The organism is Pseudaeromonas sp. HNCC25DJ182 (assembly GCF_055413365.1).
In genome coordinates this window covers 114,607-128,490 of the sequence record NZ_JBVAYG010000002.1, presented here as the reverse complement: position 1 = coordinate 128,490, position 13,884 = coordinate 114,607, and the positions used below count along the sequence as shown (strand labels likewise).

The window sequence follows — 13,884 nt, the reverse complement described above, 5'->3', positions numbered from 1 at the left end:
TCATTAGCGGCCGAGGATAGATCAGACTATGCCGAGTATCTCGCATTCGATGAAGTTGACCATTGCCGGAGCACTTCTGTTGCTGCTGGCCTGTCTTGGTGCCCTGCTGATGCTGGACGGCCAACCCGCCGGAACCAGCGCGGGCTGGCTATACAATGCCGCAGGCTACCAACAGGCCGTTTATCGCGGGCAACAAAATGGCAAGCCACGACTGCTGTTGCTGGTGAGCAATGCCTGCCCGCGCTGCCAGCAACTCGAACTCCAACTCTGGCAGGATCCGGTTTTGATTCAGGAGCTGGGCAGTTGGCAACTGGTCCGCTTGCAGCAGGATGCCGATCCGGCCACCGCACAGCTCATCGATCGGTACCGGGGGAAAGCCGAACTCCCGCTAGTGATCCTGGAGCGTGCTGCTGCTTCCACTTATCAGGCGCTCTACTTTAACCGCGATCTGACCGCATTCAGTTTGGCAGCCGACCCGATGACAGCCGCTCAACCTCTGGACGCCAACCATCTACAGCAGGCATTGCACCGTTGGCAGCAACAGGGTCAGTACCCCAACCAACTCCCCTGAGTCGGTACCTGCCCCTGGATGTGAAAAGGGATCGACACCAGTCGCTGACCATCATTGCGTTGCACGGCAAAGTGCAGATGTGGCGCCGTGCTATAGCCGGTATTGCCCGACTCGGCAATCATATCTCCGACATGTACACTCTGGCCGGCGCTGACTCGCGCCGTTCCTGTGCGCAGGTGCGCATAAACCGTCATGGTGCCATCGGCATGCAACAGCCGGATGTAATTGGTTTGCGCCCGACTCGCGGGATCCTGACTATTACCGCTAAAGCCCATCTTCATATCCAGCACCACGCCGGGCCGAGCCGCCAGGACTGGGGTTCCCTCTGGCATGGGGACATCGATGGCATAACGGTTCCCGGGTAGATGATGGCTATAACCACCGTTGAAGCCTTGCGAGACCCGAAAACGGCCACGAAAAGGCAGCTGTAACTCGGAATCCTGAACCTGGGAGGGCATGCCAATGATGAAGCTGTGGGTGATCTCGAGCTGTCCGCTACCGCTATAGCGCAGCGTATCGACAAACTGCTCCGAGCGAGCGGGTACCACTATGGGTTCACGTAAGTCGCGGTGGCTCTGTACGCCGAGCTGCTGACTCAAGAGCAGAGTCACTGTGACTGGGCCATGTAATTCGTTGATGATAAAAAGATTACCGCTGGCCGTGTATCGCAGTTTTACCTTGTCCGGATCCGGGTCCAGATATTCCATCTCTTGCGGTTTAAACGGTGCCGCCAAACCCAGATCATCGGTATAGCTTAGCGTGCCCTGCGCATCGACATACTTATACACGCTGGCTACTGCCGATGAAGAGCCGAGCCCTATCGCCAGGATCCACAGTGGCCAGTTCATCATCCTTGCTGACACATACACCCCATCCACTGCACTCCACACCAGCCGCTACGAAAAACCTTGAGTTCTAATCCAGCCGTTCACCACGCTGCATCACCAAGGCATCTTCTGGTCCGGTAGCGCCGCGATAGTAACCTTTTCGGATCCCGATTTGCTGATATCCCTGCTGCAAATAGAGCTGCTGCGCCCGGATATTGCTCTGCCGGACCTCCAACCACCAGCAACGGCATCCCGCCGTGGCAGTTTGCTGCAAATAATGGGCTAACAGTGCCCGCCCCCAGCCCCGGCCCTGGTATTTGGGAGCGACACACAAATTGTGTAGCGTGCTCTCATCCAACAAAGCATCTGCAACGTAAAAGCCGACCAGCTGCCCCTGCCACCAGGCGCCAACATTACGATAACGCTCGCCAAAACTGGCTCTGAGCACAGTTTCAGACCAGGGATAGGCATGAGCATCTTGCTCCAATGGCAACATGGCAGGGACATCCAGCACACTCAAAACACGAAATTCAAGCATCGATAGCCTCGGCCAACCGTCCAGAAGCACAGAGTTGTTGCCATAGTTGGCGTTTTCCGTTTCGACCATCCAGCAACTGTACCGCTGGCAGGCCAGATAAGGCCTCAGCAGAAGCTGTGGGTGCCAGAACCAACACCACATCCTGAGCAGCCACTGGAATGCCAGGATCCCATGCCTGACATGCGCACGGAGGCACACGAAACAGGCGGCACAGATCCGCCAGCCAGCGCGGTTTCTCGCCCAGCAGCCAGAGTGTCCAACCCTCAGTACTACTATCCTTGGAGTCCACGACCGGCAGTTGCCCCTGCAGCACCAACAACTCAGGGCGACGCAACTGCCACTCCAGCAAACCCAAAGGTTTGAACAATGCCAAACGTCGGGTATCCATAGCACTCATCTCCTCTTGCTTGCTCATTGACGAATGACTGCCGGAGTTTACCATCCGCCGACGTCGAACTGATGGTTCCAACTTCCGAGTGAGTAATTTTGCCGCTATAAATGCAGAATCCCCTTGCGTTTGTGAGACTAATCACAACAATTAGCACCATTGGCTCTGCTTCTGTGAGCCCGAGCAAGGGGCTGTCCTTCCTCACGCTTCCCGGGGCAGCATACTGCAAGCATGTACTATGGGATAACCGCGACATGAGCGGCAAAACACTTCAGGATCGAATTGGCAAACTGATCGATGCACTGTCCATCGGTCTCTATGAGCGCAAAGATACCATTCGCTTATGCCTGCTCGCCGCTCTCGCCGGTGAGAGCGTGTTCATGCTCGGTCCTCCCGGCATCGCCAAGAGTCTGATCGCCCGCCGCCTGATCTGCGCCTTCCGCGACAGCCGCCCGTTCGAATATCTGATGACCCGGTTCTCCACCCCTGAAGAGGTATTCGGGCCGCTCTCGATCCAGGCTCTCAAAGATGAAGGCCGCTACCTGCGATTGACAGAGGGCTATCTACCGGATGCTGAAGTGGTGTTTCTGGATGAAATCTGGAAGGCCGGCCCGGCGATCCTCAATACCTTGCTGACCGTCATTAACGAGCACAGATTCCGTAACGGCGAGAAAGAAGTGGCCGTCCCTATGCGCCTACTGGTCACCGCCTCCAACGAATTACCGCAAGCCGATAGTGGCCTCGAAGCACTCTATGACCGCATGCTACTTCGCCTTTGGCTGGATCGGATCCAGGATAAGCAGAACTTTCGCGCCATGTTGACTAGCCGTCAGGATCCGGCCCAGGACCCGGTCCCAGCCATCTTGAAAATCGACGATGACGAATATTCAGGCTGGCAACAGACTCTCTCTCAAGTGGGCTTGAGTGACGCCATGTTCGAGCAACTGTTTCAGTTGCGAGAGCGCCTGAATCTGCTGAATAACGCGGAACACGCCGAGCATCAACAGTCGCTGTATGTCTCCGATCGCCGTTGGAAGAAGGCGTTACGTCTACTGCAGGCCAGTGCCTTCTTTAATGGCCGTCAGCAGATAGTGCCGCTCGATCTCCTGCTGTTGAAGGATTGCCTGTGGCACGACCTTTACGCCCGCGAGCAGATCACGCAGCAACTCTCGGACTACGCCCGTTTGCACGCTTTTGCACAAGAGCGGCTCGGCTTCATGCAGCAACGGTTGCGTCAGGAGCTTCAACACTTCCATGAAGAGTTGGCCCACGAACTCAGCTGTCAACTGGAGCCGCGAGAGAATCGCCTGTTCAAGCGCGAGACGCCAGCCTGGCATATCGACTTCAAGGGCTCGGGGCTGGATCCGCATCTATCGATCTTCCGTTTATTGTTTTTGGCCCCCTGCCAGCTGGATCCCAAACAACCGGAGCGCGCGACTCGCTATGCCAGCCTCGGTCGAGCTGAACTGTTGCGCTGGCTCAGCCATGGCGGTGAGGTTCAGGTGCACTTGCATGCCGATCAACACCTGACCGCCCTGACCCTGGATGTCGATCAGAAGCAGCAACTGATGGCTCGCGATGCGGCCCACCGTGCCATTCCAGTGGCGATAGCCCGACCGGGAGGCATCCCGCAATGGCAATCCCAGCGCTGGCTGGAAAAGCTCGAGGCCTTGTATACCCAACGCCGCGAGTTACTGCGCGAGATCCAGCAGCAACGCAACACCTTTACCAGTCAATGCCCACATCTGTTTTTAGGTCAGGAATGGCTGTTGCAGATTGAAGAGAGTCTGCTGCAATTGACACAAAAAGATGACGCCCTGTTGCAACTGCTGGACGAGGCTCGCGAGGCACTCGACAACTTGTTACAAAATGCGGGAGGCCAGTGATGGTTGAGCTGCATACCATAGCGACTCTGTTGTCCTTGAATGAGGCGGATATCCTCAAGGATATGGTGAGCAGTTTTATGGCCTCACCCCAGATCACCGGTTTTTTGCAGGCCAAACCCAAGTTCGAGCAGCAGATCCGCGAGCAATTGCAACGCTGGGGACGCGGTCTGAATAGCGAGGTGCAACATAGGCCGGCACCAGTCGAGTTGGAAACCGAATTTTTGCTGTATCAGGAAACGCTGACCCTCCCGGCCGAACAGTTCCGCGGCCATGAGTCACGTCTGCTCTGCCAACTGGCCAAGACCAGCGCCTTCCACCCAGAGGCCATTAGCCTGCTGGAGAATCTCAAAGAAACCAATCCCCACCTACGCAAGCAACTGTTTTTGCGCAAGTGGCGCGATACCCTGGTGAACCGGATCATGTGCATCGAGCTGGAAATGGCTGAACAAGAACGTGATCGGATGCTCAAAGAGCTGGAGAAGCGCATGGAGATCACCAGCGAGGTCGAGGAGGCGCTCGACATGAAGGATCCCGGGACACTTTGGGATCTGAGTGCGGCGACCATGCTCCAAGGCGATAGCCGCCGCCTGCGTCACTATGCCAAATTCTTGGCCCGCAACCCGGAGCTTCAGCGCATTGCCGCCGAGCTCGGGCGATCCGCGCGCCAGGAGAGCGAAGCCACCAGCCAGTTGCACACCATTGAGACAACTGCCCTGCAATATGAACAGCGGGATCGGATCCCAGATGACCTTGTGGGGATACACCAGAGCAACCAGCTCAATCGCTTACTCCCCAGCGAAGCCATGTTACTGGCCAATCCGGAGCTGGAGACCATCTTCTACAAGCATCTGGCTGAGCAACGCTTGCTGAATTACCACTTCATGGGCCAAAGCCGCAGCCCACAGCGGATCCAGAGCGAACGTTATGTGCAAGGCGAAAATCAGCTCCCCAAAGGCCCGTTTATTATTTGTATCGATACCTCCGGCTCCATGAGTGGTTATCCAGAGGAGACAGCCAAGGCCTTTTGCTTTGCCTTACTGCAAATCGCGCTCAATGAAGGGCGGGGCTGTATCGTGCAGCTCTTTTCCACCGATGTGGTGAGTTATGAGTTGACCGGACCAGAGGGGTTACAAGAGGCACTCAACTTTCTTGGCTGCAGCTTCAAGGGGGGCACTGACCTAACCCCTTGTTTTGCCCAGATGCTGAACCGGATGCAGGCAGACGAGTACGCCAATGCCGATGCGATTGTGCTCTCCGACTTTATCGCTCAACGTCTACCGGTTGAAATGCTGGAACAGGTAAGAGATATCAAGGAGAAGGGAAACAGGTTCAATGCCGTAGCGCTCTCCCGTCACGGTAAGCCGGCACTGATGAAGATTTTCGATGCGGTGTGGCGATTTGATACCGGCCTGCAGGGGCGCCTGCTCCGCCGCTTGCATTAAGTCGACACCAGCAACACATATGCTGGCCAGAAATGCAAAAACCCGCCAGAGGCGGGTTTCTACGAATTTGTGTTGGCAGGGGCGGAGGGATTCGAACCCCCAACCATCGGTTTTGGAGACCGCTGTTCTACCAATTGGAACTACGCCCCTGCATTCAACGAGGCGAATTATACAAACTGACCTTCAAAGGTAAAGCCCTTTTTCTGTTGTTCGCGTGCAAGTGCGCAACAAATAAGCAAAAAGTGACCATCCGCGCATTCTCTCGCCATTACCGCATTTTCCCGGCGGGTTGAATTAACATGCCAGCCGCGTTGCTCTATAATCCATGCGCCCTGATTCAAGGATAAGGAAACAGCATGGCACCTCGCGCTATCTTCCCGCCAGCTCACCACGTTTATCTGCGTGGCTGCCATCCATTCCTGATCAGCACAGAACCCATGAAAAAGCCCCGTCTATTGGGGCTTTTTTCTGTCCGTATGACCGATATCTAAGGGAAATCAGACGATGGCCAACCCCCTGTACCAAAAGCACATCATCTCTATCTCCGATCTAACGCGTCCCGAGCTGGAGTTGGTCGTGCAAACCGCCAGCAGACTCAAAGCCGAGCCGCGCCATGATCTGCTGTGCAACAAGCTGGTTGCCAGCTGCTTCTTCGAGGCCTCAACACGCACCCGCTTGTCGTTCGAGACTGCGGCCCAACGCCTCGGCGGCTCTATCATCGGCTTTGCCGATGCCGGCAATACCTCATTGGCCAAGAAGGGGGAAACGCTGGCCGATTCAGTGCGCATTATTACCTCCTATACCGATGCCTTCGTGATTCGACATCCTCAGGAGGGCGCTGCGCGTCTAGCAGCCGAGTTCTCCCGGGTACCGGTGATCAATGCTGGTGATGGTTCGAACCAGCATCCGACACAGACACTGCTCGATCTATTCACTCTGTACGAAACCCAGGGCACGCTGGATGGATTGAAAGTTGCCTTCGTTGGCGACCTGAAATATGGCCGCACCGTGCACTCGCTCGCTCAGGCGCTGAGCCTGTTCGGCGCCCGCCTCTACTTTGTCTCTCCAGAGATGCTCGCCATGCCCGATTACATCTGCGAAGAGCTGGAAGAGCGTGACATTCAGTACAGCATCCATGAGCAGCTCGAAGAGATCATCCCCGAACTAGATATCCTCTATATGACCCGAGTGCAGAAAGAGCGGTTTGACGAGACCGAGTATAAACACATAGCAGCCAAATATATTCTGACCACAGACACGCTGCAGGCGGCCAAGCCAAATCTGAAAATTCTGCATCCTCTGCCACGAGTCGATGAAATTCACATCGATGTCGACAGCACGCCGTATGCCTATTACTTCGAACAGGCGGAAAACGGGGTTTATGCCCGCCAGGCTCTGCTGGCTCTGGTTCTCAACGAAATCGTGTAAGGAGCACATCCATGTCCGAGAAAAAACAACTCCAGGTTGAGGCCATTCGTAACGGTTCCGTGATCGATCATATTCCGGCCGGCCAGGGCATCAAGATCCTAAAGCTTTTCCACCTGCTGGATACCCGTGAACGCATTACCGTTGGTCTGAACCTGCCATCTGCCGCCCTGGTAGCCAAGGACCTGATCAAAGTTGAGAACACCCTCCTCACCGAGGGACAAGCAAATCAGCTCGCCCTGTTTGCCCCCAATGCCACGGTCAACATCATCGAAGACTTCCGGGTGGTCAAGAAACATCAACTGCGTTTGCCCGAGCAGATCAATGGCGTATTTGCCTGTCCCAACTCCAACTGCATCAGTCATAGCGAACCGGTAGCCAGCGGCTTTAGCGTACGGGAGGTGAAGGGTGATGTGCGGATGAAGTGTAAATACTGTGAAAAATCATTTACCAAGGAGATTGTCAGCGCCAATTTCTGAACCGGATCACAAGGCCAATCGTTAGATTGGCCTTCTCTCTCCTCCACCACAAAATCAGTATTCTTTATCTATACTCAAGCCATCCAGGTCCATGGTTTTTGAACCCATTCGAGGTGGTGCCATATGATTGTTCTGGTCGGCGGCGAAAAAGGTGGCAGCGGCAAGAGCTGTCTGGCACAAAACCTAGCAGTCTATTTCAGAACTCACTATAACGGCGAGGTTCTGCTGGTCGACTGCGATCCTCAGCGCACCACATCAGACTGGATCCAGGAGCGAAAAGACAATACCGACCTCCCTTCCATCAATTGTGTGCAACTCTATGGCAACATCCGGGAGGATCTGCTCAGCCTGAAGACCCGTTATGATTTCGTGGTGGTGGATTGCGGCGGGCAAGATAACCGGGCATTGCGCTCCTCCATGTCCGTAGCCTCCCATGCCCTTATTCCACTGCGGCCGAAACGGCGTGACCTCAAGACGCTGCCACATATGGAAGACATCATCACCACCTGCAAAATGGTTAACCCGACGCTGAACGCGGCAGTGGTCATGACCCAGTGTCCATCACTGCCGAATCAGGCCAAACGGATCCTGGAGGCCAAAGAGGTCTGCGCCTCCTACTGCGTCAATGTGTTGAATGCCATTATCTATAGTCGCAATGTATATGACGATAGTGAGGAGCGCGGACTTTCAGTCATGGAAATTGAACCGGGTGGAAAAGCAGCGGAAGAGATCCGGGTTATCGCCAAAGAGTTTCTGAATTTATAGGAAATACTATGGGCTTGTCTGACCTGAAGAAGAAAACGCCCCAGACTGATGTTGCAAACACCCCCATCACCCTGGATGAGTTCATCAATGATGCTGAGCTCTATGCATTGGGGCACTCCCGGCAGATAGTGCTTCCCGGGACTCCGCGTCAAAATGAAAACCAACCCGGCACAAAAGTCCCGGAGCAGGAAACTAGCAACGATCTTAAGGCTGTATTCAAAAAAGCCACCTACTCCATGAGTCTGGAATGCATCGACCACCTGAAATTAATCGCCGAAAACGACGGCATGAACAGATCCCAGCTCTTACGCTTATTTACCCACTATTTTTACCAACTGCCCCCGGAAGAGCGGGACCTTATCTACGAGCGTTTCAGCCACCTGTTTGACAACAACAAGAAATAGCAAACGAGCTATTGAGCCATCCGCGCTTTTGTTACTATTTTGTCCTTTCCACTTCGCGCGGTATTTTTGCAATGACGATAGGTCTCTTTTACGGCTCCAGTACCTGTTATACCGAGATGGTGGCGGAGAAAATCCAGGCATTGCTGGGGGCTGATCACGTTCGTTTGCACAATTTGAAACAGACTCCCATTCAACAAATGACGGACTACCAAATCCTGATGCTCGGGATCTCGACTTGGGATTTCGGCGAAATCCAGGAGGATTGGCTGGCCAGTTGGGATGCTATCGATACCATAGATCTTCACGGCAAAGTAGTCGCCTTATTCGGCTTGGGGGATCAACTCGGCTATGGCGAGTGGTTTCTTGATGCCATGGGCCTACTCCACGACAAACTGCTGGCACGGGGCTGCCAGATTGTGGGCTACTGGCCGAATGAGGGGTACGACTTTGAGGCCTCGAAAGCTCTGGTCGATGATGGTCGATTTTTCGTAGGTCTGGCACTGGATGAAACCAGCCAATATGAACTAACCGATCAGCGCTTAGCCTCTTGGTTGCCGCAGGTGTTGGCTGAAATCGCCAACCTCTAAGCTCCAAGCCTCCACTAAACCACAAACTCTCGATACAGGAGCGAAATAAAAAGGGCGACCGAAGTCGCCCTTTTTCTGTTTGCGCAGTTAATCGATATTATTCGATAACCTTGGCAACAACGCCGGCGCCTACTGTACGGCCACCTTCACGGATTGCGAAACGCAGACCGTCGTCCATCGCGATCGGGCAGATCAGCGTGACAACCATCTTGATGTTGTCGCCTGGCATTACCATTTCTACGCCTTCCGGCAGTTCGATGGTGCCAGTTACGTCGGTGGTACGGAAGTAGAACTGCGGACGGTAGCCCTTGAAGAACGGAGTATGACGACCACCTTCTTCCTTGGACAGAACGTACACTTCAGATTCAAACTTGGTGTGCGGGGTGATGGTGCCCGGCTTGGCCAGTACTTGACCACGCTCTACGTCTTCACGCTTGATACCACGCAGCAGAACACCAACGTTCTCACCAGCACGGCCTTCGTCCAGCAGCTTGCGGAACATTTCTACGCCAGTACAAGTGGTCTTGGTGGTTTCCTTGATACCAACGATAGATACTTCTTCACCTACCTTCACTACGCCGCGCTCTACACGACCAGTTACTACGGTACCACGGCCAGCGATAGAGAATACGTCTTCGATTGGCAGCAGGAACGGCTGGTCGATCGCACGCTCTGGCTCAGGAATGTAAGAATCCAGTGCAGCAGCCAGTTCGATGATCTTGCCTTCCCATGCCGCGTCGCCTTCCAGCGCCTTCAGCGCGGAGCCACGGATGATCGGGGTATCGTCGCCTGGGAAGTTGTACTCGGACAGCAGTTCACGAACTTCCATCTCGACCAGATCCAGCAGCTCTTCGTCATCAACCATGTCGCACTTGTTCAGGAACACGATGATGTACGGTACGCCTACTTGGCGACCCAGCAGGATGTGCTCACGAGTTTGCGGCATCGGGCCGTCAGTCGCAGCAACAACCAGGATAGCGCCGTCCATTTGAGCAGCACCGGTGATCATGTTCTTCACGTAGTCGGCGTGGCCTGGGCAGTCAACGTGTGCGTAGTGACGTGCCGGGGTGTCGTATTCAACGTGAGAGGTGTTGATGGTGATACCACGAGCCTTTTCTTCCGGCGCCTTGTCGATTTGGTCGAAAGCGAAGGCCTTACCGCCGTAGGTCTTGGCCAGCACTGCGGTGATGGCGGCAGTCAGGGTGGTCTTACCGTGGTCAACGTGGCCGATAGTACCTACGTTAACGTGGGGTTTTGTACGTTCAAATTTTTCTTTAGACACGACGTTGTCCTTCCTATGTTAGAGCCGCTCACCTCGACGGTGAGCGGTGATTACTTACGTAAATTACTTAGATTGACGCGCTTCGATCACCGCTTGAGCGATGTTGTTTGGAGTTTCGGCATACTTGCCGAATTCCATTGCGTAGGAAGCACGGCCTTGGGTGGCAGAACGCAGATCGGTCGCATAACCGAACATTTCAGCCAACGGCACCAGAGCGCGAACGATCTTGCCAGACGGGCCATCTTCCATGCCTTCGATGATACCGCGACGACGGTTCAAGTCACCGATTACATCACCCATGTAGTCTTCTGGGGTCTCGACTTCGACCTTCATGACTGGCTCAAGCAGAACTGGTTGAGCTTGCATGAATGCAGACTTGAACGCCATAGAAGCAGCGATCTTAAACGCCAGTTCAGAGGAGTCAACGTCATGGTAAGAACCGAAGTGCAGACGAACACCAACGTCCACAACTGGGTAACCAGCCAGAGGACCAGACTTCAACTGCTCACGGATACCCTTGTCAACGCCAGGGATGAATTCACCAGGAATCACACCACCCTTGATGTCGTTAACAAACTCGTAACCCTTGCCTTCTTCCAGCGGGTACATATCGATCACGACGTGACCGAACTGACCACGACCACCAGATTGCTTGGCATGCTTACCAGTGATATCGGCAACCTTGGCACGCACGGTTTCACGGTAGGCAACCTGCGGCTTACCAACGTTGGCTTCCACCTTGAATTCGCGACGCATACGGTCAACGATGATTTCCAGGTGAAGTTCGCCCATGCCCGCGATGATGGTTTGGCTGGATTCTTCGTCAGTCCATACGCGGAATGACGGATCTTCCTGAGCCAGACGACCCAACGCCAGACCCATCTTCTCTTGGTCAGCCTTGGTCTTCGGCTCAACGGCTACAGAGATAACCGGTTCTGGGAATTCCATACGCTCGAGGATGATCGGGGCGTTCTCAGCACACAGGGTATCACCTGTGGTAACGTCCTTCAGACCGATGGCCGCCGCGATGTCACCAGCGCGAACTTCCTTGATTTCGTCACGCTTGTTCGCGTGCATCTGGACGATACGGCCGATACGGTCACGCTTGCCCTTCACGGAGTTCAGTACGCTGTCACCAGAGTTCACAACACCGGAGTAGCAACGGAAGAAGGTCAGGTTACCAACAAACGGGTCGGTCGCGATCTTGAATGCCAGAGCAGAGAACGGCTCGTTATCATCAGCATGACGCTCAGCCGGGGTACCGTCTTCCAGTTGACCCGCGATAGCCGCGATATCAGTCGGAGCCGGCAGGTATTCAACTACGGCGTCCAGCATCGCTTGTACACCCTTGTTCTTGAAGGCAGAACCACAGGTAACCAGGATGATTTCGTTGTTCAGCGCACGCTGACGCAGGGCAGCTTTCAGTTCAACTTCAGAGAACTCTTCGCCACCGAGGTATTTTTCCATCAGCTCTTCTGAAGCTTCAGCTGCAGCTTCGATCAGCTTCTGATGCCATTCGTCGGCAGCATCTTGCAACTCAGCCGGGATATCTTCGTAGTTGAAGGTCACACCTTGGTCGGCTTCGCTCCAGTTGATGGCTTTCATCTTGATCAGGTCGATGACGCCCTTGAAGTTGTCTTCAGCGCCGATCGGCAGTTGCAGCGGAACAGGATTGCCCTTCAGACGGGACTTGATCTGTTCAACGGCACGCAAGAAGTTAGCACCGGTACGGTCCATCTTGTTGATGAAGGCAATACGCGGAACCTTGTACTTATTCGCCTGACGCCATACGGTTTCAGACTGAGGTTGTACACCACCGACAGCACAGTACACCATGACGGCACCGTCGAGCACACGCATGGAGCGTTCTACTTCGATGGTGAAGTCAACGTGACCGGGGGTATCGATGATGTTAATACGGTGCGGTTGGAACTGCTTGCCCATACCACTCCAGAAACAGGTGGTGGCAGCAGAAGTAATGGTGATACCACGTTCTTGTTCCTGTTCCATCCAGTCCATGGTGGCGGCGCCATCATGCACTTCACCGATCTTATGGCTAACACCGGTGTAGAAAAGGACACGTTCAGTAGTGGTAGTCTTACCAGCGTCGATGTGAGCACTGATACCAATGTTGCGGTAACGCTCAATAGGTGTTGCACGAGCCACGATAGATATCCTCTTACTAAGGTTAAACCTTAGATAATGAAAAATTGTGCAGACCCGAGGGCCTGCACAGTCGGATTACCAACGGTAATGAGCGAATGCCTTGTTGGCTTCGGCCATACGATGCACGTCTTCACGCTTCTTGACAGCGGAACCCTTGTTGTCAGCAGCATCCAGCAGTTCACCTGCCAGGCGCTGAGCCATAGATTTTTCACCACGCTTGCGGGCAGCTTCTACCAACCAGCGCATTGCCAGTGCGTTACGACGCACAGGACGAACTTCTACTGGAACTTGATAAGTAGAACCGCCAACACGACGAGATTTAACTTCGACGGTCGGACGAATGTGATCCAGGGCTTCTTCAAAGATAGCCAGGTGATCTTTACCGCTCTTGGTAGCGATAATATCCAGCGCACCGTAAACGATGCTTTCGGAGACGGACTTTTTGCCGTCAACCATTACGACGTTAATGAACTTAGCCAGCAGCTCAGATCCGAACTTGGGATCCGGCAGAATTTTACGCTGACCAACAACGCGACGTCTTGGCATTTTGTATTCCTCGTAACTTCAGGTTTTACCCAAAACTAGAAAATATAAATTTTCTAAATAACGTAATTAACGTTTGGCCTTACTTAACGGAGGAATCCATTAAGACTTAGGCTTCTTCACGCCATACTTGGAGCGGGATTGCTTACGGTCTTTAACACCGGCACAGTCCAGCGCACCACGAACAGTGTGATAACGCACACCCGGGAGGTCCTTAACACGACCGCCACGGATCAGCACTACAGAGTGCTCTTGCAGGTTGTGACCTTCACCGCCGATATAGGAGGTGACTTCAAAACCATTGGTCAGACGAACGCGACATACTTTACGCAGAGCGGAGTTCGGCTTCTTGGGGGTGGTAGTGTATACGCGAGTACACACGCCACGCTTCTGTGGGCACGCATCCAGGGCTGGAACGGTGCTTTTCACAACTTGCTTAACGCGCGGCTTACGAACCAGCTGGTTAATAGTTGCCATCAAAAAGCTCCTAATAGCTTTACAAACATATGAAAAATCCTCCCCGCAGACACGGGGACGCGAAATTCTATGCGCATGTGCTAGGTGAGTCAAGATTTATACAG

At 54.1% G+C, this 13,884-nt stretch carries 16 protein-coding genes and 1 tRNA gene; 8 read left to right on the top strand and 9 right to left on the bottom strand.

Annotated features, from left to right (window positions below; genetic code table 11):
* Positions 1-28 precede the first annotated feature (28 nt).
* Positions 29-571: a thioredoxin domain-containing protein gene (locus ACZYUB_RS02450; protein ID WP_463945244.1), complete on the top strand. Its 543-nt coding sequence runs from the start codon at positions 29-31 to the stop codon at positions 569-571.
* On the opposite strand, the gene ACZYUB_RS02445 is transcribed toward ACZYUB_RS02450, so the two are convergent.
* The 3 genes from ACZYUB_RS02445 to ACZYUB_RS02435 all read right to left on the bottom strand — a co-directional run bounded on the left by ACZYUB_RS02445 (position 547) and on the right by ACZYUB_RS02435 (position 2,324).
* On the bottom strand, positions 547-1,419 hold the full coding sequence (locus ACZYUB_RS02445) for a peptidoglycan DD-metalloendopeptidase family protein (protein ID WP_463945242.1): 873 nt from the start codon (positions 1,417-1,419) through the stop codon (positions 547-549). The genes ACZYUB_RS02450 and ACZYUB_RS02445 overlap by 25 nt on opposite strands.
* A gap of 67 nt (positions 1,420-1,486) precedes the next feature.
* Positions 1,487-1,936 (bottom strand): ribosomal protein S18-alanine N-acetyltransferase, encoded by a 450-nt coding sequence (rimI, locus tag ACZYUB_RS02440; RefSeq protein ID WP_463945240.1) that lies wholly within the window; start codon positions 1,934-1,936, stop codon positions 1,487-1,489.
* On the bottom strand, positions 1,929-2,324 hold the full coding sequence (locus ACZYUB_RS02435) for a hypothetical protein (protein ID WP_463945238.1): 396 nt from the start codon (positions 2,322-2,324) through the stop codon (positions 1,929-1,931). Before ACZYUB_RS02435 ends, rimI begins: the two co-directional genes overlap by 8 nt.
* A 254-nt stretch (positions 2,325-2,578) precedes the next feature.
* On the opposite strand from ACZYUB_RS02435, the gene ACZYUB_RS02430 reads away from it, so the two are divergent.
* Entirely contained in the window at positions 2,579-4,210 is a 1,632-nt protein-coding gene (locus tag ACZYUB_RS02430; protein WP_463945236.1) for an ATPase RavA domain-containing protein, read from the top strand.
* Positions 4,210-5,652, top strand: coding sequence for an ATPase RavA stimulator ViaA (gene viaA, locus ACZYUB_RS02425; RefSeq protein WP_463945234.1), 1,443 nt, complete (start codon positions 4,210-4,212; stop codon positions 5,650-5,652). Before ACZYUB_RS02430 ends, viaA begins: the two co-directional genes overlap by 1 nt.
* Before the next feature lie 73 nt (positions 5,653-5,725).
* Here viaA and ACZYUB_RS02420 read toward each other — a convergent pair.
* Positions 5,726-5,802 (bottom strand) — tRNA-Trp (locus tag ACZYUB_RS02420).
* A gap of 17 nt (positions 5,803-5,819) precedes the next feature.
* The gene (locus tag ACZYUB_RS02415) at positions 5,820-6,065 is read right to left on the bottom strand and encodes a hypothetical protein (RefSeq protein WP_463945232.1); all 246 of its coding nucleotides are present in this window, start codon (positions 6,063-6,065) and stop codon (positions 5,820-5,822) included.
* Positions 6,066-6,156: 91 nt separating this feature from the next.
* Here ACZYUB_RS02415 and pyrB point away from each other — a divergent pair, with 91 nt between their 5' ends.
* The 5 genes from pyrB to fldB all read left to right on the top strand — a co-directional run bounded on the left by pyrB (position 6,157) and on the right by fldB (position 9,312).
* The gene (gene pyrB, locus ACZYUB_RS02410) at positions 6,157-7,080 is read left to right on the top strand and encodes an aspartate carbamoyltransferase (RefSeq protein ID WP_463945230.1); all 924 of its coding nucleotides are present in this window, start codon (positions 6,157-6,159) and stop codon (positions 7,078-7,080) included.
* Positions 7,081-7,091: 11 nt separating this feature from the next.
* Positions 7,092-7,556, top strand: coding sequence for an aspartate carbamoyltransferase regulatory subunit (gene pyrI, locus ACZYUB_RS02405; protein WP_460881801.1), 465 nt, complete (start codon positions 7,092-7,094; stop codon positions 7,554-7,556).
* Between the two features lie 123 nt (positions 7,557-7,679).
* The gene (locus tag ACZYUB_RS02400; protein WP_463945228.1) at positions 7,680-8,321 is read left to right on the top strand and encodes an AAA family ATPase; all 642 of its coding nucleotides are present in this window, start codon (positions 7,680-7,682) and stop codon (positions 8,319-8,321) included.
* An 8-nt stretch (positions 8,322-8,329) separates the two neighbouring features.
* Positions 8,330-8,725: a CopG family transcriptional regulator gene (locus ACZYUB_RS02395; protein ID WP_463945226.1), complete on the top strand. Its 396-nt coding sequence runs from the start codon at positions 8,330-8,332 to the stop codon at positions 8,723-8,725.
* 71 nt (positions 8,726-8,796) lie between these two features.
* On the top strand, positions 8,797-9,312 hold the full coding sequence (fldB, locus tag ACZYUB_RS02390; protein ID WP_463945224.1) for a flavodoxin FldB: 516 nt from the start codon (positions 8,797-8,799) through the stop codon (positions 9,310-9,312).
* Between the two features lie 97 nt (positions 9,313-9,409).
* On the opposite strand, the gene tuf is transcribed toward fldB, so the two are convergent.
* The 4 genes from tuf to rpsL form a co-directional block, all read right to left on the bottom strand.
* Positions 9,410-10,594: an elongation factor Tu gene (gene tuf, locus ACZYUB_RS02385; protein ID WP_463945206.1), complete on the bottom strand. Its 1,185-nt coding sequence runs from the start codon at positions 10,592-10,594 to the stop codon at positions 9,410-9,412.
* 63 nt (positions 10,595-10,657) lie between these two features.
* Positions 10,658-12,760, bottom strand: a complete 2,103-nt coding sequence (gene fusA / locus ACZYUB_RS02380) for an elongation factor G (protein WP_463945222.1) — start codon at positions 12,758-12,760, stop codon at positions 10,658-10,660.
* Between the two features lie 75 nt (positions 12,761-12,835).
* Positions 12,836-13,306, bottom strand: a complete 471-nt coding sequence (gene rpsG / locus ACZYUB_RS02375) for a 30S ribosomal protein S7 (RefSeq protein WP_460882087.1) — start codon at positions 13,304-13,306, stop codon at positions 12,836-12,838.
* A gap of 99 nt (positions 13,307-13,405) precedes the next feature.
* Positions 13,406-13,780, bottom strand: coding sequence for a 30S ribosomal protein S12 (gene rpsL / locus ACZYUB_RS02370; RefSeq protein ID WP_463945220.1), 375 nt, complete (start codon positions 13,778-13,780; stop codon positions 13,406-13,408).
* Between the last annotated feature and the right edge of the window lie 104 nt (positions 13,781-13,884).

Bases quoted from the DNA above. Each gene is read 5' to 3' on its own strand.
- viaA (WP_463945234.1), top strand. From the start codon at position 4,210: ATGGTTGAGCTGCATACCATAGCGACTCTGTTGTCCTTGAATGAGGCG.
- fldB (WP_463945224.1), top strand. From the start codon at position 8,797: ATGACGATAGGTCTCTTTTACGGCTCCAGTACCTGTTATACCGAGATG.
- ACZYUB_RS02415 (WP_463945232.1), bottom strand. From the start codon at position 6,065: ATGGCAGCCACGCAGATAAACGTGGTGAGCTGGCGGGAAGATAGCGCG.
- ACZYUB_RS02395 (WP_463945226.1), top strand. From the start codon at position 8,330: ATGGGCTTGTCTGACCTGAAGAAGAAAACGCCCCAGACTGATGTTGCA.
- ACZYUB_RS02445 (WP_463945242.1), bottom strand. From the start codon at position 1,419: ATGAACTGGCCACTGTGGATCCTGGCGATAGGGCTCGGCTCTTCATCG.
- ACZYUB_RS02430 (WP_463945236.1), top strand. From the start codon at position 2,579: ATGAGCGGCAAAACACTTCAGGATCGAATTGGCAAACTGATCGATGCA.
- pyrB (WP_463945230.1), top strand. From the start codon at position 6,157: ATGGCCAACCCCCTGTACCAAAAGCACATCATCTCTATCTCCGATCTA.
- rpsG (WP_460882087.1), bottom strand. From the start codon at position 13,306: ATGCCAAGACGTCGCGTTGTTGGTCAGCGTAAAATTCTGCCGGATCCC.
- ACZYUB_RS02400 (WP_463945228.1), top strand. From the start codon at position 7,680: ATGATTGTTCTGGTCGGCGGCGAAAAAGGTGGCAGCGGCAAGAGCTGT.
- rimI (WP_463945240.1), bottom strand. From the start codon at position 1,936: ATGCTTGAATTTCGTGTTTTGAGTGTGCTGGATGTCCCTGCCATGTTG.
- rpsL (WP_463945220.1), bottom strand. From the start codon at position 13,780: ATGGCAACTATTAACCAGCTGGTTCGTAAGCCGCGCGTTAAGCAAGTT.
- ACZYUB_RS02435 (WP_463945238.1), bottom strand. From the start codon at position 2,324: ATGGATACCCGACGTTTGGCATTGTTCAAACCTTTGGGTTTGCTGGAG.
- ACZYUB_RS02450 (WP_463945244.1), top strand. From the start codon at position 29: ATGCCGAGTATCTCGCATTCGATGAAGTTGACCATTGCCGGAGCACTT.
- pyrI (WP_460881801.1), top strand. From the start codon at position 7,092: ATGTCCGAGAAAAAACAACTCCAGGTTGAGGCCATTCGTAACGGTTCC.